General features: G+C 65.3%; 16 protein-coding genes. 8 read left to right on the forward strand and 8 right to left on the reverse strand.

Annotated elements, in window-relative coordinates; all coding sequences use genetic code 11:
• Window positions 1-51 precede the first annotated feature (51 nt).
• Window positions 52-954: a hypothetical protein gene (locus tag ACLD02_RS12225; RefSeq protein ID WP_410298821.1), complete on the reverse strand. Its 903-nt coding sequence runs from the start codon at window positions 952-954 to the stop codon at window positions 52-54.
• Window positions 955-1,321: 367 nt separating this feature from the next.
• Window positions 1,322-1,906, reverse strand: a complete 585-nt coding sequence (locus tag ACLD02_RS12230; protein WP_203105108.1) for a superoxide dismutase — start codon at window positions 1,904-1,906, stop codon at window positions 1,322-1,324.
• Window positions 1,907-2,183: 277 nt separating this feature from the next.
• Between ACLD02_RS12230 and ACLD02_RS12235 the strand changes: the two genes are divergently transcribed.
• Both ACLD02_RS12235 and ACLD02_RS12240 read left to right on the forward strand, forming a co-directional pair.
• Complete coding sequence (locus ACLD02_RS12235; RefSeq protein WP_410298822.1) at window positions 2,184-3,365, forward strand: acetyl-CoA C-acyltransferase; 1,182 nt, start codon at window positions 2,184-2,186, stop codon at window positions 3,363-3,365.
• Between the two features lie 114 nt (window positions 3,366-3,479).
• Entirely contained in the window at window positions 3,480-5,282 is a 1,803-nt protein-coding gene (locus tag ACLD02_RS12240) for a beta-ketoacyl synthase (RefSeq protein WP_410298823.1), read from the forward strand.
• Between the two features lie 31 nt (window positions 5,283-5,313).
• On the opposite strand, the gene ACLD02_RS12245 is transcribed toward ACLD02_RS12240, so the two are convergent.
• Window positions 5,314-7,989: a DUF6351 family protein gene (locus ACLD02_RS12245; protein WP_203105111.1), complete on the reverse strand. Its 2,676-nt coding sequence runs from the start codon at window positions 7,987-7,989 to the stop codon at window positions 5,314-5,316.
• A gap of 254 nt (window positions 7,990-8,243) precedes the next feature.
• On the opposite strand from ACLD02_RS12245, the gene ACLD02_RS12250 reads away from it, so the two are divergent.
• The 5 genes from ACLD02_RS12250 to guaD all read left to right on the forward strand — a co-directional run bounded on the left by ACLD02_RS12250 (window position 8,244) and on the right by guaD (window position 16,177).
• Window positions 8,244-10,751, forward strand: coding sequence for a membrane-bound PQQ-dependent dehydrogenase, glucose/quinate/shikimate family (locus ACLD02_RS12250; RefSeq protein ID WP_410298824.1), 2,508 nt, complete (start codon window positions 8,244-8,246; stop codon window positions 10,749-10,751).
• Window positions 10,752-11,101: 350 nt separating this feature from the next.
• Window positions 11,102-12,553 carry a phospholipase D-like domain-containing protein gene (locus ACLD02_RS12255; protein WP_410298825.1) on the forward strand — a complete coding sequence of 484 codons (1,452 nt, stop codon included), beginning with the start codon at window positions 11,102-11,104 and terminating at the stop codon, window positions 12,551-12,553.
• A gap of 216 nt (window positions 12,554-12,769) precedes the next feature.
• Window positions 12,770-13,807: an ABC transporter substrate-binding protein gene (locus ACLD02_RS12260; protein ID WP_410298826.1), complete on the forward strand. Its 1,038-nt coding sequence runs from the start codon at window positions 12,770-12,772 to the stop codon at window positions 13,805-13,807.
• A gap of 32 nt (window positions 13,808-13,839) precedes the next feature.
• Window positions 13,840-14,793 (forward strand): isopenicillin N synthase family dioxygenase, encoded by a 954-nt coding sequence (locus ACLD02_RS12265; protein WP_410298827.1) that lies wholly within the window; start codon window positions 13,840-13,842, stop codon window positions 14,791-14,793.
• Between the two features lies 1 nt (window position 14,794).
• On the forward strand, window positions 14,795-16,177 hold the full coding sequence (guaD, locus tag ACLD02_RS12270; RefSeq protein ID WP_410298828.1) for a guanine deaminase: 1,383 nt from the start codon (window positions 14,795-14,797) through the stop codon (window positions 16,175-16,177).
• A 48-nt stretch (window positions 16,178-16,225) separates the two neighbouring features.
• On the opposite strand, the gene ACLD02_RS12275 is transcribed toward guaD, so the two are convergent.
• The gene (locus tag ACLD02_RS12275) at window positions 16,226-16,513 is read right to left on the reverse strand and encodes a hypothetical protein (protein WP_410298829.1); all 288 of its coding nucleotides are present in this window, start codon (window positions 16,511-16,513) and stop codon (window positions 16,226-16,228) included.
• 199 nt (window positions 16,514-16,712) lie between these two features.
• Here ACLD02_RS12275 and ACLD02_RS12280 point away from each other — a divergent pair, with 199 nt between their 5' ends.
• The gene (locus tag ACLD02_RS12280; protein ID WP_203105115.1) at window positions 16,713-16,913 is read left to right on the forward strand and encodes a CsbD family protein; all 201 of its coding nucleotides are present in this window, start codon (window positions 16,713-16,715) and stop codon (window positions 16,911-16,913) included.
• Between the two features lie 191 nt (window positions 16,914-17,104).
• Here ACLD02_RS12280 and ACLD02_RS12285 read toward each other — a convergent pair whose 3' ends face one another.
• From ACLD02_RS12285 to prfC, 4 genes are all read right to left on the reverse strand, one after another.
• Window positions 17,105-18,700 carry an isocitrate lyase gene (locus ACLD02_RS12285; protein WP_203105116.1) on the reverse strand — a complete coding sequence of 532 codons (1,596 nt, stop codon included), beginning with the start codon at window positions 18,698-18,700 and terminating at the stop codon, window positions 17,105-17,107.
• Window positions 18,701-18,856: 156 nt separating this feature from the next.
• Window positions 18,857-19,702 (reverse strand): universal stress protein, encoded by an 846-nt coding sequence (locus ACLD02_RS12290; RefSeq protein ID WP_203105117.1) that lies wholly within the window; start codon window positions 19,700-19,702, stop codon window positions 18,857-18,859.
• Window positions 19,703-19,728: 26 nt separating this feature from the next.
• Window positions 19,729-21,207 carry a SulP family inorganic anion transporter gene (locus tag ACLD02_RS12295; protein ID WP_203105118.1) on the reverse strand — a complete coding sequence of 493 codons (1,479 nt, stop codon included), beginning with the start codon at window positions 21,205-21,207 and terminating at the stop codon, window positions 19,729-19,731.
• A gap of 398 nt (window positions 21,208-21,605) precedes the next feature.
• Window positions 21,606-23,186, reverse strand: coding sequence for a peptide chain release factor 3 (gene prfC / locus ACLD02_RS12300; RefSeq protein WP_410298830.1), 1,581 nt, complete (start codon window positions 23,184-23,186; stop codon window positions 21,606-21,608).
• Between the last annotated feature and the right edge of the window lie 62 nt (window positions 23,187-23,248).

The raw sequence follows: 23,248 nt of genomic DNA on the forward strand, positions 1-23,248 counted from the left end.
CGACGGAATACCACCGGAACGCTTTTGAAGCCGTTCTTACGGTGGGCGGCGTTATCGTTCCAGGCTGTCCAGGCGGTTGTTCACCTGCAGGCGGTACTGGTCGAAGGCGCGGATGGCGTCCTCGATTTCGGAGAGGCGCTGGTCGAGCTGGGCGGCGCCGCTCTGGTTGTTTTTCAGGCTGGCGATGGCCTGCTTCTGGGTCTGGTTTTGTTGCTCGAGCTGCTTGACGGTGTCGACCACCACATCGACCTGGGTTTCCACCTGGTTGATCTGGGTGCGCCACTGCTCGCTGCTGTCGTTGACCGCTTCGATGGCGCTGGCGACTTTCTTCTGCAGTTCGTCGATCTGGCCGCGCACCTGTTTGATGCTCTGATCGTAGCCACCGACGGTCTTCTTGAGATCAGCCAGGGCGTTCTGGTTGCTCTTGAGAGCTTTCTCCACGCTATCCAGGGTTTTCTGGTTTTCCTGGATCCATTCCTTGTTGCGTTTGTTGCTGACATCCCAGAGTTTGCGGATTTCGTCGCCGTTGGTGTCGATGGCCTTGCTATGCTCGCTGAGCGTGTCGCGCAGTTTGCCGGAGGATTGGTCCAGGGATTCATCGGTGGCGGAAAGCCGTGCCTGGAGGTTTTCCAGTTGCTCGGAGGACATGCCCATGCGGGTTTCCATCTGCCCTTGCAGGCGGCTGATCTCGCGATAGAAGTAAGTGCACGCTACCGCCAGCACCACGGCCAGCACCAGGGTCAGGAAGACCCAGCCGCCTCCACCGCCGCCACGGCGTGGTTCCGGCTGGCGCGGCGTGGGCCGGCGACCGCCTTTGTCATTGCCATTGCCGCCACCGTTGCCACCTCCGCCGCTTTTTGGCGGGCGCGGTTGTTCGCCGGTGGGCCGGCGGCGGGGTTCGTCCACGGGGACGTCGTCGATATCACCCAGTTTGACGTCGCGCTCTCGGGTCATGGCGGATTCCTGTGTGATTGGATGAAAACACGCATCTTACCTGTCCGCCGGAGTCGGCGCACGGCGGTGGGGCTTGGTGTGGGGAAAGCGGGGGAAAGTTCCACCCCAGCCGTCACGACCGTCCGGTCGACGAGATGTCAGGCGGCGGGGAGTAAAATAAGGATCGTTGATTGCGCCGGAACCTTCGGGCGCTTCCCAGCACCCGTTCCGGCGTCGAGAGCGGTTCGCAATCAAGGCGCGGCCTCGCCGGCGTAGCAGCGCTACGTCAAGAGGCCGCAACGCGGAGGGCGGGCCGCTCTCGACGCCCCGCAGGGCGGCCGCCAACGGCGGCCGCGGAACGGGTGATGGGGAGTGTCCGGAGGTTCCTTTACCCGAAGTTCTTGGCGGCGAAGTCCCAGTTGATCAGGTTCCAGATGGATTCCAGATACTTGGGACGCGCATTGCGGTAGTCGATGTAGTAGGCGTGTTCCCACACGTCCACGGTCAGCAGCGGGGTGTAGCCGTTGTCGTGGGCGATCGGGGTGTCGGCGTCGTCGGTGTTGACGATGTCCACGCCACCATCGGCGGTTTTCACCAGCCAGGTCCAGCCGGAGCCGAAGTTGCCGGCGGCCTTGGCGTTGAACTCTTCCTTGAATTTGTCGAAGGAACCGAACTTGGCGTTGATGGCGTCGGCCACGGCGCCGGACGGCTCGCCGCCGCCGTTGGGGCTGAGGCTGTTCCAGTAGAAGGTGTGGTTCCACACCTGTGCCGCCTGATTGAACAGGCCGCCCTTGGCGCTTTTGATGATGTCTTCGAGGGATTTCCCTTCGTCATCCGTGCCCTTGATCATGTCGTTGAGCTTGGTGACGTAGGCGTTGTGGTGCTTGCCGTGGTGGTATTCGAGGGTCTCCGCGGAAATGTGCGGTTCGAGAGCGTCTTTCTCGTACGGAAGCGCCGGAAGTTCAAAAGCCATAGTCATATCCCCTGACTGTTGGTCGAAAAACCATTCGGACTGTGAAATGTGGAAGCATCATAACAAGCGTCCGGGGGGTGAACCACTGAGTACACAGTGCTTCGCGGCCCGCGTTTTACCTTCTTTGACGCCTATTTGAGAATGATTGCTTTTCAAAAAAGTCCGAGTACGTATGCAAGGGGCACATGGGGACGTTCCCTCGCTTCTCAAGTAGAATGACGCCGTTTTTTCGCGTGGAATTCCACGCGGGCCCAATTCGTTTTCCGGAGGTAACAGCATGTCCAACGACGCCATCGTGATCGTAAACGGTGCCCGCACCGCCATGGGAGGCTTCCAGGGTGCCCTGGCGCCGATGAGCGCACCGCAATTGGGAGCGGCCAGCATCCGTGAAGCAGTGGCCCGCGCCGGCCTCCAGGCCACCGACATCGAGGACGTGGTGATGGGCTGCGTGCTGCCCGCCGGTCTCAAGCAGGGCCCGGCCCGCCAGGCCATGCGCCTGGCCGGCCTGCCCGATGGCACCGGCGCCACCACCGTCAATAAACTGTGCGGCTCGGGCATGCGCGCCACCATGTTCTGTCACGACATGATCAAGGCCGGCAGTCACGACATCGTGGTCAGCGGCGGCATGGAATCCATGAGCAATGCCCCCTACGTGCTGGACAAGGCCCGCGCCGGTTACCGCATGGGCCACGGTCAGGTGTTCGACCATATGTTCCTGGATGGTCTGGAAGACGCCGAAACCGGTCGCCTGATGGGCGCCTTCGCCCAGGACGTGGCGGACCAGCGCGGCATCAGCCGCGAGCAGATGGACGACTTCGCCATCGAGTCCCTGAAGCGGGCCCAGGCGGCCATCGCCAATGGCTGGTTCGCCGACGAGATCGTGCCGGTGACGGTGACCACCCGCAAAGGCGAAACCGTGGTGGACACCGACGAACAACCGGGCAACGCCAACATCGATAAGATCCCGGGCCTGAAGCCGGCGTTCAAGAAGGACGGCTCCGTTACCGCCGCCAACGCCAGCTCGATTTCCGATGGCGCCTCGGCGCTGGTGCTGGCCCGGGAAAGCGTGGCCGAACAGCGCGGCCTGCAACCGCTGGCGCGGATGCTCGGCCACGCCACCAACAGCCGCCATCCCAGCGAGTTCACCGTGGCCCCCATCGGCGCCACCGAGAAACTGCTCAAGAAAGTGGGCTGGAGCGTGGACGACGTGGATCTGTTCGAGATCAACGAGGCGTTCGCCATGGTGGCGATGATGCCGATGCTGGATCTGGGCATTCCCCACGAGAAACTCAACATCCATGGCGGCGCCTGTGCCCTGGGTCATCCGATTGGCTCCACCGGTTCGCGCATCATTCTGACGCTGATCCACGCGCTCAAGCGCACCGGCGGCAAGCGCGGCGTGGCGAGCCTGTGCATCGGTGGCGGCGAGGCCACGGCGGTGGCGGTGGAAATCATCTGAGCGGCGGGTGGCGGCGGCCGTAATATCCGGTTGCAACATCAACCCCTCTGACCAATACGCAAAGCCAGCGTGGACGCCTAGAATTGACCGTTCAGTCACATTCTGGGGAGTTCTATGTCCGCCCTGCCCGTCATTACCGCCATGGGTGGCATCAATGCCGCCGGCCGCACTTCCATGCACCACGGTTTCCGTCGCCTGGTGTTCGATGCCCTGGATTCGGCCCGGCAGGAGAGCACCCTGGGCGCCCTGGCGGCGCTGACCGGTGCCTCCGGGCGGCAGGCGCTGCTCGACGGCACGCTGATCCGTGGCCTGCCCGAGGACCGGCGCCTGAACCTGGCGGTGAACGGCCATAGCGATGGGCCGGTGACCCTTGAGATGCGCAACCTGGATCTGCCGGACCCGCTGCCCGCCGGCTGGCGGGTGGAAGCAATCAACCGCCAGCGTAGCCGGGTCACGGTGCCCGCCGGCGCTGATTTGCGTGTGCCCACCCCCATCGCTCGCCGGGTGAGCGCCGCCGGCCAGTTGCCGGACGGTTTCGACCCGAGTGCCCTGTATGCGTCGCGCAACCATCCCCGGGCTCTGCAGATGGCCATCTATGGCGTCAGCGATGCCTTCGGCATGCTCGGCATTCCCTGGGAGCAGTTGCGCGGTCGGCTGGCGCCGGACCAGGTGGCGGTGTTCGCCTCCAACGCCATGGCCCAGCTCGACGATCAGGGCCTGGGTGGCATGATGCGCGCCCCCGCCCTGGGCCAACGCACCACCTCCAAGCAATGCCCGTTGGGCCTCGGCGAGATGACCGCGGACTTCATCAACGCCTATGTGCTACGCAGCGCCGGCGGCACCGGCGGCCTGCTGGGCGCCTGCGCCACCTTCCTCTATAACCTGGAGCGCGCGGTGCACGCGATCCGCGCCGGTCGCGCGCGGCTGGTGGTGGTCGGCACCAGCGAGGCGCCGCTGGTGCCGGAGGTGATGGAAGGCTACCGGGCCATGGGCGCCCTGGCCGAGGACGAGGCCCTGGCGGCATTGGACGGCGCCGCCACCGCGGACCTGCGCCGGGCCTGTCGGCCGTTCGGCGCCAACTGCGGCTTCACCATGGCGGAATCCGCCCAGTTCGCGGTGCTGATGGACGATGAACTGGCCCTGGAGCTGGGCGCCGACATCCTGGGCGCCGTGCCGGACGTGTTCGTGCACGCCGATGGCGCCAAGAAATCCATTTCCTCCCCGGGCATCGGCAACTATCTGACCCTGGGCCGTGGCGCTCACCTGGTCCGCCAGTTGCTGGGCGAGGACGGCCTGCGCCAGGGCACCCTGGTGCACGCCCATGGCACCGGCACGCCGCAGAACCGGATTACCGAATCCCACGTCATCAACCAGGTGGCGGAGGCGTTCGGCATCCGCGATTGGCCGGTGGCGGCGATCAAGGCCTATGTGGGGCATTCCCTGGGCAGCGCCGGCGGCGACCAGTTGGCCGCCAGCCTGGGTACCTTCAACGATGGCATCCTGCCGGGCATCGCCACCGTGGACCGCTTCGCCGATGACCTTCACGCCGACCGGCTGTCGCTGTCGATCACCCATCAGGAACGACGCCCCTCGGCGGCACTGCTCAACTCCAAGGGCTTCGGCGGTAATAACGCCACCGCCGTGGTGTTGTCGCCGGACAGTGCCACCGAGCTGCTGCGCCGACGCCACGGCAAAGCGGCGCTGGACGGCTGGCGCGACCGGGTGGCCGCCACCCGGGACGCCGCCGCCGACTACGACCGCCGTGCCCTGGCCGGCCAGGTGGTGCCGGAATACCATTTCAACGACGGCGTTCTGAACGGCGACGACCTGACCGTCACCGACAAGGACATTCGCCTGCCGGGCTGGGACCAGCCGCTGACGTTCCAGGACGACCACGGCTTCGACGAGTACCGTTGAATCGCGGTCGAACGACCGCGATACGCCATGATCACATCCCCACCTGAAACGCCGGCGCGGCCCAGCCGTCACGGGAGTCGCCGGCGCTTTCGTCTTTCATCGGTTCACCGCCGGTGATCACCTTGTCGGCATCGCCGTAGCCCAGCCAGGTCAGGGTCGGTACCCGGCCCACCGGCGGTTGTGAGTAGTCGCAGACACCGTCCGGAAAGATTTCACTGACGCGGGCCGCGAACGCCTCGGAACTGAACACCCCTGTCAGCGGATTGACCGGATAATCCGCCGGGTCCACCGGTCGCAGGGCGCATTTGTTGGTGAGCGTGGTGACGTCGTCGCCGGCCACGGTGCGCGGCGTGCCGAAGCGGGTTTGCACCAGCAGTTGTTGCAGGTCCACCACCGGGTCGGTGAGCGCCAGCAGCGGGTCCGCCAGCTCCAGCAGTGGATTGAGAATCGGGCCCAGCAGGCCGTCCAGGCCCAGGGACCCGCCCACCGTGTCCACCAGCCCGTCCACGTCCAGGCCGCACAGTTGCCCGGTGACCGCGTCCACCACCACGCCCAGCTCCGAGGGCGGCGGCGGCAGCAGGCCCGGGTCGAGGCCCGGAAGGATCGGGTCCGGGTACAGCAGATTGCCGGTGAACGGCACGATCGGTCCGTCGGCGCCCAACAGCGATGACACCGACAGGCAGCGGTCGCGGGCCTGGATCGGCTTGTGCGCCACCACCTTGTCCGCCACCGGCGCCTCGCCATCGTCCGCTTCGATGTCGGCCAGCCAGCGGTCCATCACCAGTAGCGCCTCGGTGGTGTAAACGGTGTCGCCGGCCAGCGGGAAGGCGCCGTACCAGATCACCTGATTGTCGGCATGGCCCTGGGCGGCTTCCAACCGGGCGCGCATTTGCCAGGAATGGTAGGCGTCGTGGGCCAGCCCCGGGTCCGGCCCGCGCAGATCGATGATCGGCACGCTGGCCAGGTGCTCGGCGGTGTTGATGGCGCCGGTGCGGTAGGCATTTTCCAGGGTTTGCGGGTCGGCCAGGGTGCGCGCCGGCTGCGGATCGATGTCCACGTCCAGGCCGCCGATATCCCGGTTCAGATTGATGAACTGGTCGCCGCTGATCAGCCCCTGCTGCAACGCGCGCAGCCCGTACTGCACGCCGGTGTTATCCAGCGGTATACCGGTGAAGCCCCGCGACAGCAGCGACTCGTTGGCGCTCCACACTTCCGGCGGGCGGGTGCCGAACTGGTTCTTCATGTAATCCAGCAAGCCGCAGCGCAGCCCGTCCGGAGCTTCTTCCTTGTCATACACGGTGACGCCTTCCTCCAGCCCCGGGCAGTCGTCCTGGTCCGGATAGGCGGACGGGAAAAACGCCAGATCGGACACCACCGGATTGAGCGGCAGATGGCCGTAGAAAGCGGACCACTGGGCCACCGGGATCACGCCGGAGCCGAGCAGCCGGCTGATCACCGAGACGAAATCCTCCGGCCCTTCCGGGATCTGGTTGCCGAAGTAACGACTGAGCAGGTTGTAGTCGGCGAACTGAGAAGCGGTGGTCCACACATCCGGGTAGGAGCACTGCACGATCAGCCCCTGGTAGATACCGGGGTAGGCGTTGGCGATATGCTGCTGGGCGATGGCGCCGCCGGAACAGCCGGTGCCGATGGTGTAGCGCAGCTCACCGTACTGCTCGACGATCCGTTCCTTGGCCATCATCAGCGATTCGGCGGCGGTCACCAGATTGACGTTGTGGCCCAGATTGGCCTGGGCGGTGGACAGGGTCATGAAGCCGCGCCCCAGCGCCACGCTGATGCTGTCGCCCAGCAGCAGCTCGGCGCCGTCCGGGGCGGTGCCGGCGATATCGCCGTTGGGCGGCGAGCCCATGCCGAAGCTGACGCCCACGTTGCCACCGTGATGGATCAGCAATTTGCCGTTCCATTGATCCTGGGGCGCGGTGGCGGTCCAGGGTTCACCAGGCCGGTAAAGCGTCATGATCTGGTAGCGGTCGCGGTTCTGCACACCGGTTTCCACGCGCACGATGAACGGCACCTCCACGCCTTCGTCGGTGGTCACCGTGGCGATGTCCCCGGCGGCCGGCGGCTGTGCCGGGTCATAGTCCAGGAAGCTGGCGGGCAAGCCCGGGTTCATCGGATCGAAGCCGGTGATCAGTGCCTGCAGACGATCGGCGGGCACGTACTTGAAGCGGTACTCCGCCGGCTGATTGCACTGCGCGTCCACCGCCGCCTCGTTGGTACAGCGCCAGGGCTGGACCTGCGGCCCGGAAAACACCGGCCCGCCATTGGGGTGATTGATCACGGTGCGGTCGAGCACGGTGTCGTCGGCGAGCACCATGCGCAACCGGTTCTCGCCCAGGGCGAGGCCGCTGACCAGGCCCTTGACGGCGCCGTCGGTGCCGGTCGCCCAGGTCACCGTGGCCGGTTCACCGTTGACCAGCAGGCGGGCGCCTTGCAGGTTGGCCGGGTCCCCGGCTTCCACGCGAATCAGGGCGTCACCGCCGCTGATCAGATCCGCGCGGTTGGAAAGCACCTGGACGCGGCCCTCACCGGCCTCCGGTTCCGGGTCCGGCTGCGAGGGGGTCGGCGTGCCGCCACCGTCGTTACCGCCGCCGCTTGCAGCGCCGCTGGAGGAACCTCCCCCGCCGCCACAGGCGGTCACCGTGAAGAGCGCCGCCAGCAGGGCGGCCATGGTCGTTTTTTTCATTGTTATGACTCCTGGATTCAGGCCGGTCACCCGGCAGAATTCCAGTGTCGGCGGCGGGCGATAGGAACACTATTGCGCAACCGTTGCGTCCTGGTTACACCGGTTAAAGCTGTGTTACACGGCGACGGCGGCAAATTTAAAAATTGGTTAAAAAGCGGGAACCCGGCGGAAGCGTATAAGGTGTTGACCCTCTTTCGTGGTTACAGTGACCGGCTAAGGATGGCCCGGAAACAAACAAAGGAAGGAGTCGCATCATGGCCGATCACGCTCGCAAGCGGGACCTCCCCCTGATGTTCATCGGCGTTCTGGTGGCCCTGGTCGGCGCCGCCTTTATTGGCGGTGGTGGCTGGCTGGCATCGCTGGGCGGCAGTTGGTACTACCTGATCGCCGGCCTGGGGATGCTGTTTTCCGGCGGCTTGCTGGCCGCCGGCCGGCGTCTCGGGGTCACTCTGTACGCCCTGGTGTTCGTCGGCTCCCTGCTCTGGACCCTGTGGGAAGCCGGCGCCAACGTCTGGGGCTGGATTCCGCGCATGGACGTGATCGCTGGCCTGGCGGTGCTGGTCGCCCTGGTGGCGCCACGGGTGCGCGACGGGGTGGCCCGTGGCGCCAGCTACGGCGTCGCCGGGCTGCTGGTGCTGGCAGTGGTGGCCGGTTTCGGCCTGGTGTTGATGCCGTTCGGAGTGAGCCACCCGAACCCGGTGCCGGCGCCAGGCAGCGCCGCCCTGGGCACCCATGTCGGCCAGGACCAGACCGCCGACCGCCCGGAACCGGGCGACTGGCCGGCCTATGGCGGCGACCACGCCGCCCAGCGCTATTCCACTCTGGAGCAAATCAACCGCGACAACGTGGGCGAGCTGAAACGGGCCTGGACCTATCGCACCGGCGACCTGCTGGAGGAACGCTGGGGCGCGGAGACCACGCCCTTGAAAGTGGGCGACGATGTGTTCCTGTGTACATCACGCAACATCCTGATCTCCTTGGACGCCGCCAGCGGCGAGGAAAACTGGCGCCATGACCCCGAGGTGTCCAAGGACGCCATCCCCTACACCGCCGCCTGCCGGGGTGTTACCTACTATGAGGTGCCGCCGGGCGGTCGCGACGGCAATGAAGCCGGCGGCGACGCGCCGGACAACGACGGCGACCACCTGGTGGCGGCCAGCGGCGAAGCCGCCGCCCGGCGCACCGGTAACGTCGACGACGGCGGCGCCTGCGCCAAGCGCATTTTTTCCGGCACCCTGGACGGCCGCCTGATCGCCGTGGACGCGGCCACCGGCGAACCCTGCCAGGACTTCGGCGACGGCGGCCAGGTCGACATCAAGAACAACATGGGCGAAACCCCACCGGGTTACGTGTCCATCAACTCGGCGCCGGTGGTCGTCCGCGACACCCTGATCACCGGCCATCAGGTGCTCGACGGCCAGCGCCGCGACGCGCCCTCCGGCGTCATCAAGGCGTACGACGCCATCACCGGTGAACTGAAATGGGCCTGGGACGCGGGCCGCCCGGACCACAGCGAACCGCTGACCGGCGATGCGATTTATACTCGCGGCTCTCCCAATATGTGGACCACCGCGGTGGGCGACAACCAACTGGGCCTGGTCTATCTGCCGATGGGCAATTCCGCCGCCGATTACTGGAGCACGCCGCGCAGCGACGCGGAAAATGAATGGGGCACGTCCCTGGTCGCCCTCGACGTAACCACCGGCAAGCCGGTGTGGCATTTCCAGGTGGCGCACAAGGACGTGTGGGATTACGACCTGGGCTCCCAGCCCACCCTGCTGGATTTCCCCACCGACGACGGCCCGGTGCCGGCCCTGCTGCTGCCCACCAAGCAAGGCGAGGTGTACGTGTTCAACCGGCGCACCGGTGAACCGCTGGTGGACATCGAGGAGCGACCGGTGCCCCAGGGCGGCGCCGAGCCGGAACAACGCAGCGCCACCCAGCCGTTCTCCAACTATCACTCGCTCAAACAGCCGGACCTCACCGAACATGACATGTGGGGCATGACGCCCTTCGACCAGATGTACTGCCGCATCCAATACCGCCAGGCCGACTACCGGGGCATGTACACACCGCCCAACGCCAACCGGCCCTGGATCGAATTCACCGGCTACAACGGCGGCTCCGACTGGGGCAGCGTGGCGCTTGACCCGAACCGGGGCGTGATGATCGCCAACTACAACATCACCCCCAACTACAACCGGCTGGTGCCCCGGGAAAAGGCCGATGAATACGGCTGGGTACCGCGTGAGGAAAAGGAAGGCGGCGACCACGGCGGCGCCGAGGGCCAGGGCGACCCGCAGGCCGGCACGCCCTACGCCATCGACGTCAACGCCGGCTGGCGCGTCAAATGGACCGGCCTGCTGTGCAAGCAGCCGCCCTATGGCGGCATCCGCGCGGTGGACGTGAAAACCGGCGAAACCCTGTGGGACCGCCCGTTCGGCACCGCCCGCGCCAACGGCCCCTGGGGCATTCGCAGCGGTCTGCCGATCACCATCGGCACGCCCAATAATGGCGGCGCCGTGGTCACCGCCGGCGGCCTGATCTTCATCGCCGCCGCCACCGACGACCTGATCCGCGCCATTGATATCGAAACCGGCGAGACCGTCTGGCAGGACGCCCTCCCCGCCGGCGGCCAGGCCAACCCGCTGATCTACGAGGCGGACGGACGCCAGTACCTGATGATCGTCGCCACCGGACACCATTTCATGGAAACCCCAAGCGGCGACTACGTCATCACCTACGCCCTCCCGGATCGGTAGGCGCCCGCCACGGGAGGCAGACCGCCGTAGGAGCGGCTTTAGCCGCGATCACAAGCCGTGCCATCGGCATCGCCACTGAAGCGGAACGCCGCCCGGCCGCTCCTACACCAACCCCCACCCTACGGAGCCGCACGGGACGCTACCTCGAAGCGTCTCGGTGTGGGCCCCTTTCCGGGACCCTGTTTGACAGGATGTCAAACAGGGAGCCCCCAGGGACGGGTTCACGGCGTTCCCGGAAAGGGGCCCACACCGAGACGCGGCCCGGATGGAGAACCCAGGACGCGGGCGCTTGCGGCCCACACCCCCGAACAGGTAGCTTTACCCCCTTCGCCCGCTGGCCCCAAAAACCCATGAAAAAACGCCACCCGATCCGCGTGCTTCTGCTTCTACTGCTTTCCGCCTGGCTGCTCACCGCCCTCTATCACCGCTACAAGCCGCTCCCGGAGGACGTGGGCCGGGCCTGGCCGGCGCGCGACGCGCGAAACCTGGCGCTGCTGGCCGACGACACCTGGGTCGACGCGAACGCCGACGACGACCCGGCACGCCATTATGACCAGGCGATCTTCGATGAATTCTTCCGCCTTATCGGCCAGGCGGAAAAACTGGTGGTGGTGGACATGTTCCTCTACAACAACATGGCCGGCGCCACCACCGACAGCCTGCGACCACTCAGCGAGCAGCTCACCGAAGCCCTGGTAACCCGCAAACGCCAGCGCCCGAACCTGCGCATGGTGCTGATCACCGATCCCTTCAACACCCTGTACGGTGGCGTGGCCGCGCCGCATCTGGAGCGCCTGCGCCAGGCCGGTGTGGAGGTGGTGTTCACCGATCTCAACCGGCTGCGTGATTCCAACCCCACCTGGTCCGGCCTGTGGCGGCTGTGCTGCCAGTGGCTCGGCAACACCACACAGGGCGGTTGGCTGCCCAACCCCACCGGCGACGGCAAGGTAACCCTGCGCACCTATCTCACCCTGATCAACTTCAAGGCCAACCACCGCAAGACCCTGGTGGTGGACGAGGGAGACCGGTGGACCGGCCTGGTGACCTCCGCCAATGCCCACGACGCCAGCAGTGCCCACTCCAATCTGGCGCTGCGCTTCAGCGGCCCGGCGGCGCTGGACCTGCTCCATTCGGAGTTGGCGGCGGCACGTTTCTCCGGCGTCCGGCTGGGGGATGACTGGCCCATGCCGCCGGAACAAGACGCCCCGGAAAACGGCGCCCGCCTGCGGGTGCTCAGCGAAGGCGCGATCCGCGACGCCCTGCTGGACGCGGTGAACGGCGCCCGCGCCGGCCAGCAGCTGGAGGTGGGCGTGTTCTACTTGTCCCACCGACCGCTGGTGGAGGCCCTGGCGGCCGCCCGGGAACGGGGCGTACGGCTGCGTCTGCTGCTGGACCCCAACAAGGATGCCTTTGGCCGCGAGAAGAATGGCGTGCCCAACCGCCAGGTGGCCTGGGAACTGCACCGTGCCGGCGTGCCGATACGCTGGTGCGCCACCCACGGCGAGCAATGCCACACCAAGATGCTGTTGCGCCACGGTGGCCAGGGGCCGGCCATGCTGATCCTGGGTTCGGCCAACTACACACGCCGCAACCTGGACAATCTGAATCTGGAAACCAGCGTGGAGCTGGTGGCGGATGCCGCCAACCCGGCGATTCGCGCGGCCCGGGAGACGTTTCAAAAACGCTGGTCGAATCCGGACGGCGAGGTGTTCAGCCTGCCCTACGAGGCATTCGCGGACGACTCCCGCTGGCGCTACGGGCTGTACCGGGTGATGGAGTTCACCGGCTGGTCCACTTTCTGACGATTTCCTGTATACATTCTGAATCGACCGCCCGACCTTCCACCGGGCGCCTTGCACCAAAACCGGTCCTCCCCGTCCCCAAGATGGGCCTTTAACGGGCCCTTCCCCACCGTTTTTCCGAAATTCTGTATACATTACTGTCTCCCGCCATGGCATGGAATCTGCATCCTCGCCGGTCATCAACGTCCACCGGTCATGAAAAAAGGGGGAAACACCATGCGCGCCACCTACCTGCCGGACACCCGAGCGCGGAGCCTGCTGGCCGCGGCCTTGATCGCGATCGCCGGCCAGGCCATCGCCGACGATGGCCTGGATAAGATCACCGTCGGCATGAGCTGGTACGCCGAAGCGGAGCAAGGCGGCTTCTACCAGGCTCTGGCGGAAGGCCTCTACGAGAAGCACGGCCTGGACGTGACCGTGCGCGACGGCGGCCCCAGCACCAACGGCATGCAGCTATTGATGGGTGGCGCTGTGGATTTCCACACCGGCTTCAGCCTCAACACCTTCAACGCTGTGCGCGAAGGCATTCCCCTGGTGAGCGTGGCGGCGGTTATGCAGACCGACCCGCAGACTCTGATCGTGCACGATGGCCAGGGCTATGATTCCCTGGGCGATCTGGACGATGCCTACATGATGATCCCCACCACCGGCCGGGTGGCCTATTGGCCGTGGCTGAAATCCAAATACGGCTTCGACGATTCCCAGCTGCGCCCCTACGCTTTCACCCTCGGCCCCTTCGCCCAGGACCCGAAAGCCGCCCAGCAGGGCTACATCACCAACGACGGCTACTACATGGCGCAGGCGGGGGTGGACGGCAAAAGCCTGTTGATCGCCGACTACGGCTGGAGCCCCTACGGTTACACCATCGACACCACCCGGGAAATGGTGTGCGAACACCCGGACATCGTGCGCCGCTTCGTGGCCGCCAGCATCGAGGGCTACAAAAGCTACCTGGAGGATCCACGGCTGGGCAACGCCGAGGCCAAGAAACGCAACCCGGAGCTCACCGACGACCTGATCCAGTATTCCTTCGACAAGATGCATGAGTACCGCATTGTCGATTCCGGCGACGCAGAGGAATACGGCATCGGCACCATGAACCACGCCCGCTGGGAAACCTTCTTCGAACAAATGGTGGATGCCGGCGTGCTGCCGGAGGATCTCGACTACCAGCAAGGCTACACCCTGCATTTCGTCAACCACCCGGAACAGGACGCCAAGGCGGACGCCGCCAAAGCCTCGCTTTGCCCCTGATACCAGCAATGACCGCCCACGGGGAGACGTGCATGAAGACCAGCAACAACCCGGTTCCGGTGGTGAATTTCTCCGCCTTCATCACCGGAAACGCACGGGACCAGGCCAGGGTGGCCGAGGAAATCGGTCGCGCCTGTCGGCAGGTGGGATTTTTCTATCTCAGCCACCATGGCGTGGACCCGGCGCTGCTCAGGTCGGTATTCGAGGCCTCCGCCGCCTTTTTCGCGCTGCCCGCCGAGGCCAAGAACCGGGTCGCCTGGCGCACCGCCGAGGACAATCTCGGCTATGTGGCCACCGGCCGGGAAAGCCTGGACCCAGAGCAGCCCGGCGATTTCAAGGAAGCCTTCAACATTACCGAGGACGCCGCCATGGACCCGGTGGCGGCGGGCCGCCGCCCGGACAATTACTGGCCGGACCGGCCGGACGGTTTCCGGCCGCTGATGGAAGCCTTCTACCGGGCCTGCCTGGCCACGTCCGACCAGGTGCTGCGCGCCTTCGCCCTGGACCTGGATCTGCCCCGGGACTTTTTCGTCGAACACCATGACAAGCATGACCATGGCCTGCGACTGCTGCACTACCCACCAGTGAGCGCCGGCAAGCCGGAGACGGCGCCGCGCGCTGGCGGCCACACAGATTACGGCAGCATCACCCTGCTGTTCCAGGATGACGTGGGCGGCCTGGAGGTGCGCGACCTGTCCGGCCAATGGCGTCCGGCCCCGCCGCTGCCCGGCACCATCCTGGTCAATACCGGCGATTTGATGCAGCGATGGACCAACGATGTGTTCCAGTCCACGCCGCACCGGGTCGGCGCATCACTGCCCGAGCATGCCCATCGGGACCGCTATTCCATCGCCTTCTTCGGCCACCCGAACTACGAATCCGATATCCAATGCCTGCCCGCCTGCGCGGACGAGAGCGGTGCTGGCCGTTACCCACCGATCAACTCCAAGACCTATTTGCTGGAGCGGCTCGGGGTGACCTACTGAAATGGACGGCGATGATCCGCGCGGCGGCGCCATCCTCGGCACCGCCTTTCACACCCCCGAGCAAGGGCACCTGGAAGTTCTCAAGGACGCCCTGATTCTGGTGGATGGCGAGGGCTGGATCGAACGGGTGTCGGTCCCCGGGCAACCGGATTACGAGCGGCGCTTGCGGGCGGCCCGGCAACAGGGCCGGTTATCCACGCTGCCCACCGGGCATTGCCTGATTCCAGGTCTGGTGGACCTGCACATCCATGCCAGCCAATGGCCGCAACTGGGCGGCGCCCTGGATGATCCCCTGGAAGTCTGGCTCCAGAAGTACACCTTCCCGCTGGAAGCGGAATACGCCAACGTGGATTTCGCCCGCCGGGTGTACCAGGATCTGGTGGACACCCTGCTCCATCACGGCACCACCACGGCCTTGTACTTCGCCACCGTGCATCGGGAAGCGTCCCTGGCACTGGCGGAAATCTGCGCCGTCCGGGGCCAGCGCGCGCTGGTCGGCAAGGTGGCCATGGATGACCCTCGCGCCAACCCCGACAACTGCCGCGACGCGGATGCCACCCGCGCCCTGGCCGACAGCCGTGCTTTCATCGAGGACGTGCGCGCCCTGTGCGACGGCGACACGCCCCTGGTGCAACCGGTGATCACGCCCCGCTTCATCCCCAGCTGCACGCCGGCATTGTTGAGTGGTCTGGGCCGGCTGGCGGAGGAAACCGGCTGCCGGATACAGACCCACTGTTCGGAAAGCGACTGGGAGGTGGGCTATGTGCGAGCCGAACACGGCGGTACCGATTGCCAGGTGCTGCATCGCCACGGCCTGCTGCGCGAGCATACCGTGCTCGCGCACTGCAACTTCGTCAGCGACGACGACCTGCGGCTGATCACCGCGCAGGGCGCCGGGGTCGCCCATTGCCCGCTCTCCAATCTGTACTTCGCCAACGCCGTGTTTCCGTTGCGGCACGCCCTGGAACACGGCGCGCGGGTGGGCCTGGGCACGGACATTTCCGGTGGGTACAGCCCCTTCCTTCTGGACAGCGCCCGGCAGGGCATCGCGGTATCACGGCTGCGTTCCTCGGGGGTGGACCCGACCCTGGCACCGGAACAAAGAGGCCTGCCCGGTGACGCCCTTTCCGCGCGCGAGGCCTTCTGGCTGGCCACGGCCGGCGGCGCCGACACCCTGGGCCTGCCGGTGGGTCGGCTGGCGGAGGGCTACAAGTTCGACGCCCTGCAAATCGCCGCCGGATCATCGGGCTCCGGCCTGCGCTACTGGCCAGGCCGCACCAGCGATGAGCAATGGTTCGAGAAGATCGTTCTGAACGCCACCCCTGGTGACATCCGCCGCACCTGGGTGAACGGCCGGGTCGTGGCGGCCAAAGGGGAAAGCTGAGCGCGCCCCATGGTGCAGCACGCTCGACGGAGCGTCGCGGTATAGCGGCTAAAGCGGATCGATCCGAACGCGCCAAAGGCGGGCGCTGACGGCGCCGTTGATCAGCCAGGCCAGGACCACCAGGGCCCAGGCCGCCGGCCAGCGCTGGGGCTCGGGCAGCAACTCTCCGGCGGGCACCGCCAGCAGGAACAGCGCGCTTTCGACCGCCGCCAGAGCCAGCGGCGCGGTCAGGGCGGCGCGGCGGTGCAAGGTCACGCCCAGGGCGCCGAGCAAGGCCCGGCCGCCGCTTAACGCCAGCCAGATCACGATGATGCCGCCCGCCAGTACCGCCGCCATGAATGCCTCTCCTTCCGCTGGTCACGCCGAATTCACGCCGCGCCCCCGTCCGCCGGGGCCGCGCGGCGCCCATGATGGGGCCAACGCCCGCCGCCGGCAAGTACGATAAAAACTGCTAAATCTTCGTCTCACCCCCTTACGGACCGCCTCCATCAGCGCATACTGAAGGCTCCGAAATCGTTACCGCATGGAGGTAGTAATGAACAGCGACACGCTGAAAGGCCAGTGGAAACAGTTGAAAGGCGATGTGAAAAAACAGTGGGCCAAGTTCACCGATGACGACCTCAAGCAGATAGAGGGTCACAAGGACAAGCTGGTGGGCAAGATCCAGGAGCGTTACGGCTCCACCCGCGAGGACGCGGAACGTCAGGCCGATGAATGGCTGGGCAAGAAAGGCTGACGGGAGCGGACGTGCAGGAACGGCTGTAGAAACCGCAGGAGCGACCGTAGGAGCGACTTCAGTCGCGACTGAAGTCGCTCCTACAGCCTCTCCCAGGGCGCGTTAGCACGGCTTTCACAGCCTGAACCAAGCAACATAAAAAAAGGGCGGGGTCCGAGGACCCCGCCCTTCTTTTTTAACACCGAACCGTATTAGCCGAACTGGTTCATGGTGTTGTCTTTACCCGCTGCTTTCAGAGCGGCTTCACCAGAGAAGTACTCTTTGTGGTCATCACCGATGTTGGAACCGGCCATGTCCTGGTGCTTCACGGTGGCGATGCCACGGCGGATTTCCTTGCGCTGAACGCCGGCGGCGTAGGCCAGCATGCCTTCCTCACCGAAGTAGCCTTCCACCAGCTGGTCGGTGGACAGAGCAGCGGTGTGGTAGGTCGGCAGCGTGATCAGGTGGTGGAACACACCGGCTTCACGGGATGCCTTGGCCTGGAACTCCTGAGTCCAGCGGTCGGCTTCGGCGGCCAGATCGCTGTCGTCGTACTTGGCGTTCATCAGGTCGGCACGGTCGTAACCGGATACGTCCTTGCCTTCTTCCTTCCAGGCATCGAATACCTGCTGACGGAAGTTCAGGGTCCAGTTGAAGGACGGGCTGTTGTTGTACACCAGCTTGGCGCTCGGCTCTTGCTCGCGGATGCGATCGACCATGTGCTTGATGTGAGCCACGTTCGGGGTCGGGGTTTCGATCCACAGCAGGTCGGCGCCGTTTTGCAGGCTGGTGACACAGTCCAGAACCACGCGGTCGATGTTGGTGCCTTCGCGGAACTGGAACAGGCCGGAAGCCAGACGGGTCGGCTTGAGCAGCTTGCCTTCGGATTTGATCACCACGTCGCCGTTGTTGATCTGCTCGGGAGAGTCGATGAACTCGCCATCCAGGAAGCTGTTGTACTTGTCGCCCAGGTCGCCCGGCTCGTTGGTCACGGCGATCTGCTTGGTCAGGCCGGCGCCTTCGGAGTCGGTACGGGCAACGATCACGCCATCGTCAACGCCCAGTTCCAGGAACGCGTAGCGAACGGCGTTCAGCTTGGCGATGAAGTCGGCATGGGGAACGGTCACTTTACCGTCCTGGTGACCGCACTGCTTCTCGTCGGAAACCTGGTTCTCGATCTGGATGCAGCAAGCACCGGCTTCGATCAGCTTCTTGGCCAGCAGGTAGGTGGCTTCCGGGTTACCGAAGCCAGCATCGATGTCGGCGATGATCGGCACAACGTGGGTTTCGAAGTTGTCGATCTTGCTGATGATTTCTTTCTGCTTGGCTTCGTCGCCCGCTTCCTTGGCGGCGTCCAGGCCACGGAACAGGTGGTTCAGTTCCCAGGCGTCGGCTTGCTTGAGGAAGGTGTACAGTTCACGGATCAGGTCGGCGACGGCGGTCTTCTCATGCATGGACTGGTCGGGCAGCGGACCGAACTCGGAACGCAGCGCGGCGACCATCCAGCCGGACAGGTACAGGTAGCGGCCCTTGGTGTTGCCGAAGTATTTCTTGATGGAAATCATCTTCTGCTGACCGATGAAACCGTGCCAGCAACCCAGGGACTGAGTGTACTTGGAGTTGTCCGCGTCATACGCCGCCATGTCCTCGCGCATGATCTTCGCGGTGTACTTGGCGATATCCAGATGCGTGTTGAAACGGTTCTGCAGACGCATGCGGACAGCGGATTCCGGGTTGATGTCGTGCCAGGTTTTGTTGGCACCAACCACGGAGCTCAGTGCTTCGATCTCTTTGAGGTACTGTGACATGGTCAATCCTTGTCAGTAGAAGAATGAACACCGAAGCCGCCGGTCACGCGGGGGCATGCCCCGCCCGACGCCGACTACCGATGCCGCGCATTCTAGGAGCGCGTTTCTCATAAAAACAATCAATCTTGATGATAACCGGTATTCGCGCGATGAATGTCACCTCAGAATCAGGTGCGGCACCCGGGCATGGCGGATCAGCCGGTCGGTGGTGCTGCCAATCAGGAACTCACGGATTCGCGAGTGCCCGTAGGCGCCCATCACCACCAGGTCGAGATCGTGCTCCTCCTGGTAAAGGTGCAACTCCGTTTCCACATCCCCCTTCAGGGCCGCGACGGTCACCGGGTGCCCGTTGTCCTCCAGGCGCCGCGCCGCCCAGGCCGCGCCTTCCCGATCCCGCTCGGAACCGTTCACCTGCACCAGGTGACAAGGCAGCTCGCGCAGCAGCGGGCTGCTGGCGATCAGGCGCACGCCGTCGCGCATGGAAGGACTGTTGTCGTAGGCGAGCATCAGCCCGGTGGGCGCCTTGAACGCTCCCACCGCCACCAGCACGGAGCGGTCCACGCCACGAATCAGTTTCTCCACATTGTCGCCGATCCGGTCGTGGCCGGGGTGATCGGTGCCCTGTTTGCCGATCACCAGCAGGCGGGTCTCATCGTCCAGCTCGCGCACCGCGTCGAGCAGCTTGCCATGGCGCTGGCGCAGCACCGGCGTCGGCTGGCCGGCCGACGCCAGCCGCTCCTTGGCCGCCTCCAGCAGCGCCTTGCCCTCCTCCAGGGCCAGCCGGTTGCGGCGTGCATCCAGGTCCGCCAGCTCCTTGAGCAGGGCTTCCCGGGTGCCCAGACCAATGCTGCCGCTCAGGTTGGGCTCGCTGGGGTAGCGTTCCTCGTCCAACACGTGCAGCAACATCAGGGGGGCGTCCAGGCGCCGGGCCGCCCAGGCGGCGTGGTCGCAAATGGTGTCCGCCGCGGCGGAACCGTCGATGCAGGCAATCACATGACTCATGGTCGATCCTCGAATCCGGGGGTGGCTCAGTGGCCGCCCATCATTTTTTCCACGGCGTCGGGCTTGTCGTGGACGGCGTACTTATCCACCAGAGTGGCGCTGGCCTCGTCCAGGCCGATCACTTCCACCTCGGTGCCTTCGCGGCGGAACTTGATCACCGCCTTGTCCAGGGCGCCGATGGCGGTGATGTCCCAGAAGCGGGCCCGGTGTACGTCGATGGTGACTTTTTCCAACCCTTCCTTATAGTCGAACGCCGCCAGGAAACGGTCCGCCGAGGTGAAGAACACCTGCCCCACCACCTGGTAATGGCGCTGGTAACCGGCGTCGTCCGCCTCGCTGGACACATAGAACACCCGGCCCACCTTGTTGGCGTAGAACAAAGCGCTGAGCAGCACGCCGATGCCCACCCCGATGGCCAGGTTGTGGGTGAACACGGTCACCGCCACGGTGACCAGCATCACCACGCTGCTGCTCGGCGGGTGGCGACGCAGGTTAAGGATCGACTCCCAACTGAAAGTGCCGATGGACACCATGATCATCACCGCCACCAGGGCGGCCATGGGAATCCGCGACACCCAGTCGCCCAGGAACACCACCAGCACCAGCAGCACCACCCCGGCGATCAACGTGGACAGCCGGGTGCGACCGCCGGATTTCATGTTGATCACCGACTGACCGATCATCGCGCAGCCGGCCATGCCGCCCAGGAAGCCGGAGGCGATGTTGGCCATGCCCTGGCCCCGGCACTCGCGGTGCTTGTCGCTGTCCGTGTCGGTGATGTCGTCGACGATGGTGGCGGTCATCATCGACTCCAGCAGCCCCACCACCGCCATCGTCAGCGACACCGGGAAGATGATGCGCAGGGTCTCCAGGGACAGGGGAATATCCGGCAGCAGGAACACCGGCAGGCTGCTGGGCAACTCGCCCTTGTCACCCACCGTGGGCATCTCCAGGCCGAAGTACACCGCCACGGCGGTGAGCACCAGAATGCACACCAGCGGCGACGGCACCGCCCGGGTCAGCAGCGGGAACAGATAGATGATGCCCAGGCCGGCGGCGGTCATGGCATAGACGTGCCAGGTGACGCCGATCAGCTCCGGGATCTGGGCCATGAAGATCAGAATCGCCAGGGCGTTGACGAAGCCGGTGACCACCGAGCGCGATACGAAGCGCATCACCGTGGCCAGCTTGAAGAGGCCGAAAATGATCTGCAGCACCCCGGTGAGGATGGTGGCGGCGAGCAGATACTGCAGGCCGTGCTCGCGCACCAGGGTCACCATGAGCAACGCCATGGCGCCGGTGGCGGCGGAGATCATTCCCGGCCGGCCACCGGCGAAGGCGGTGACCACGGCGATGCAGAACGAGGCGTACAACCCCACCTTGGGGTCCACCTCGGCGATGATCGAGAAGGCGATCGCCTCCGGAATCAGGGCCAGCGCCACCACGATACCGGAGAGCACATCACCACGGAGATTGGAAAACCAGTTTTCTTTCAACGGCAGCAAAACGGAATCCTTTTAACAGCACGGAACACGACGACGGCCACGCCGACGCGGCAAACCATAAACAACAAAAATGACGGCCGGGCGGCCGGGATACGCCGTCACGGAAGGACGGCCGACGATAGCCACTCAGAGTGGCCGGGGGGCGGGAACGCTAGGGCGGATTGGACGCCATGAACATATCGAAATCGGGGTCGGTGCCAAAGAGGGCGGCGAGTCTAGCACAGCACGCGGGCATGCAACATGCTTGCGCGCATACACGCTTGCACGCTTGCACGCTAAACCCGGAGCTGGAAGGTTCGGTGTGTTTCCTGAACGGCAGGAAACACACCCCACCGCTCAGGATGAGGGGGTAGCGTGCAAGCGTGTATGCGTGCAAGCGTGTTGCGCGCGCTTGCGCCTCAGATCTCGCGGGTTTCCCGGAAGCGGATTTCCGGGTGGCGTTCCTGGGCAAGCTGCAGGTTGACGCGGGTCGGCGCCAGATAGGTGAGGTGGCCTGCGCCGTCCCGGGCCAGGTGCTCGTAGGCCTTGCGCTCGAAGGCTTCCAGCTCGCGGTCGCTGTCCGCCTCGGTCCAGCGGGCGGTACTCACGTTGACCGCCTCGTAGCGACAGTCCACGCCATACTCCGCCTTCAGGCGGGCGGCCACCACATCGAACTGCAGGGTGCCCACGGCGCCCAGAATCACGTCGTTGTTGCGCAGTGGGAAGAACACCTGGGTAGCGCCTTCCTCCGCCAGCTGGGTGAGACCCTTGTGCAGTTGCTTGCTCTTGAGCGGATCATTGAGCACCACCCGCTGGAACAACTCCGGCGCGAAGTGCGGGATGCCGGTGAAGCGCAGCTCCTCGCCTTCGGTGAAGGTGTCGCCGATCTGGATGGTGCCGTGGTTGTGCAGGCCGATGATGTCGCCGGCGAAGGCTTCCTCCACGTTGTCACGCTCCCCGGCGAGGAAGGTCAGGGCATCGGCGATGCGCACATCCTTGCCGGTGCGGCACTGCTTGAGCTTGATGCCCTTCTGGTACTTGCCGGAGCAAATGCGAAGGAAGGCGATGCGATCCCGGTGGCGCGGGTCCATGTTGGCCTGGATCTTGAACACGAAGCCGGTCATTTTGCCTTCGTCGGGTTGCACCTGGCGGGCGCCGCCGTCGCGGGGCTGGGGCGGCGGTGCCCAGTCCACCAGGCCGTCGAGCATATGATCGACGCCGAAGTTACCCAGGGCGGTGCCGAAAAACACCGGCGTCAACTGGCCGGCCAGGAACCGCTCAAGGTTGAATTCGTGGCTGGCGCCCTGCACCAGCTCCAGGGTGTCACGCAGTTCCTGGGCATAGTCGGCGCCCACCGCCTGGTCCAGCTCCGGGTTGTCCAGCCCCTTCACCTCGCGCACTTCCTGCACGGTGTGGCCCTGGCCGGTCTTGTACAGCACGGTGGTATCGCGTAACAGGTTGTAGACACCCTTGAAGCTCTTGCCCATGCCGATCGGCCAGGTTACCGGCGCGCACTCGATCTTGAGCACGTCCTCGATTTCATCAAGCACCTCGATGGGATCGCGCACGTCCCGGTCCAGCTTGTTGATGAAAGTGAGGATCGGCGTGTCGCGCAGCCGGCACACCTCCATCAGCTTGACGGTCCGTTCCTCCACGCCCTTGGCGGCATCGATCACCATCAGCGCCGAATCCACCGCCGTCAGGGTGCGGTAGGTGTCCTCGGAAAAGTCGGCGTGGCCGGGAGTATCGAGCAGGTTCACGGTGGCGTCCCGGTAGGGGAACTGCATCACCGAGGTGGTCACCGAGATGCCCCGTTCCTTCTCCATCTCCATCCAGTCGGAGGTGGCGTGCACGCCGCTCTTCTTGCCCTTGACGGTGCCGGCCATGCGAATCTGGTTGCCGTACAGCAGCAACTTCTCGGTAATGGTGGTCTTACCGGCGTCCGGGTGGGAAATGATGGCGAAAGTGCGCCGCTGGTGAATCTCGTCGCTGGGGTTCATAGAATCCTCGGTCTGCGTCGGCGCGCATTGTACAACCGGGCCGGGAAATCTTGTAGGCGGGG

The sequence above is a fragment of the Alloalcanivorax sp. C16-2 genome (genome assembly GCF_046507615.1).
GTDB lineage: Bacteria > Pseudomonadota > Gammaproteobacteria > Pseudomonadales > Alcanivoracaceae > Alloalcanivorax > Alloalcanivorax marinus_A.

What these genes read in the sequence shown, in the direction of transcription:
- ACLD02_RS12260 (WP_410298826.1), top strand. Translation starts at nt 12,770, where the DNA reads ATGCGCGCCACCTACCTGCCGGACACCCGAGCGCGGAGCCTGCTGGCC.
- ACLD02_RS12225 (WP_410298821.1), bottom strand. Translation starts at nt 954, where the DNA reads ATGACCCGAGAGCGCGACGTCAAACTGGGTGATATCGACGACGTCCCC.
- ACLD02_RS12280 (WP_203105115.1), top strand. Translation starts at nt 16,713, where the DNA reads ATGAACAGCGACACGCTGAAAGGCCAGTGGAAACAGTTGAAAGGCGAT.
- ACLD02_RS12235 (WP_410298822.1), top strand. Translation starts at nt 2,184, where the DNA reads ATGTCCAACGACGCCATCGTGATCGTAAACGGTGCCCGCACCGCCATG.
- ACLD02_RS12265 (WP_410298827.1), top strand. Translation starts at nt 13,840, where the DNA reads ATGAAGACCAGCAACAACCCGGTTCCGGTGGTGAATTTCTCCGCCTTC.
- guaD (WP_410298828.1), top strand. Translation starts at nt 14,795, where the DNA reads ATGGACGGCGATGATCCGCGCGGCGGCGCCATCCTCGGCACCGCCTTT.
- ACLD02_RS12240 (WP_410298823.1), top strand. Translation starts at nt 3,480, where the DNA reads ATGTCCGCCCTGCCCGTCATTACCGCCATGGGTGGCATCAATGCCGCC.
- ACLD02_RS12285 (WP_203105116.1), bottom strand. Translation starts at nt 18,700, where the DNA reads ATGTCACAGTACCTCAAAGAGATCGAAGCACTGAGCTCCGTGGTTGGT.
- ACLD02_RS12250 (WP_410298824.1), top strand. Translation starts at nt 8,244, where the DNA reads ATGGCCGATCACGCTCGCAAGCGGGACCTCCCCCTGATGTTCATCGGC.
- ACLD02_RS12290 (WP_203105117.1), bottom strand. Translation starts at nt 19,702, where the DNA reads ATGAGTCATGTGATTGCCTGCATCGACGGTTCCGCCGCGGCGGACACC.
- ACLD02_RS12275 (WP_410298829.1), bottom strand. Translation starts at nt 16,513, where the DNA reads ATGGCGGCGGTACTGGCGGGCGGCATCATCGTGATCTGGCTGGCGTTA.
- ACLD02_RS12255 (WP_410298825.1), top strand. Translation starts at nt 11,102, where the DNA reads ATGAAAAAACGCCACCCGATCCGCGTGCTTCTGCTTCTACTGCTTTCC.
- prfC (WP_410298830.1), bottom strand. Translation starts at nt 23,186, where the DNA reads ATGAACCCCAGCGACGAGATTCACCAGCGGCGCACTTTCGCCATCATT.
- ACLD02_RS12230 (WP_203105108.1), bottom strand. Translation starts at nt 1,906, where the DNA reads ATGGCTTTTGAACTTCCGGCGCTTCCGTACGAGAAAGACGCTCTCGAA.
- ACLD02_RS12245 (WP_203105111.1), bottom strand. Translation starts at nt 7,989, where the DNA reads ATGAAAAAAACGACCATGGCCGCCCTGCTGGCGGCGCTCTTCACGGTG.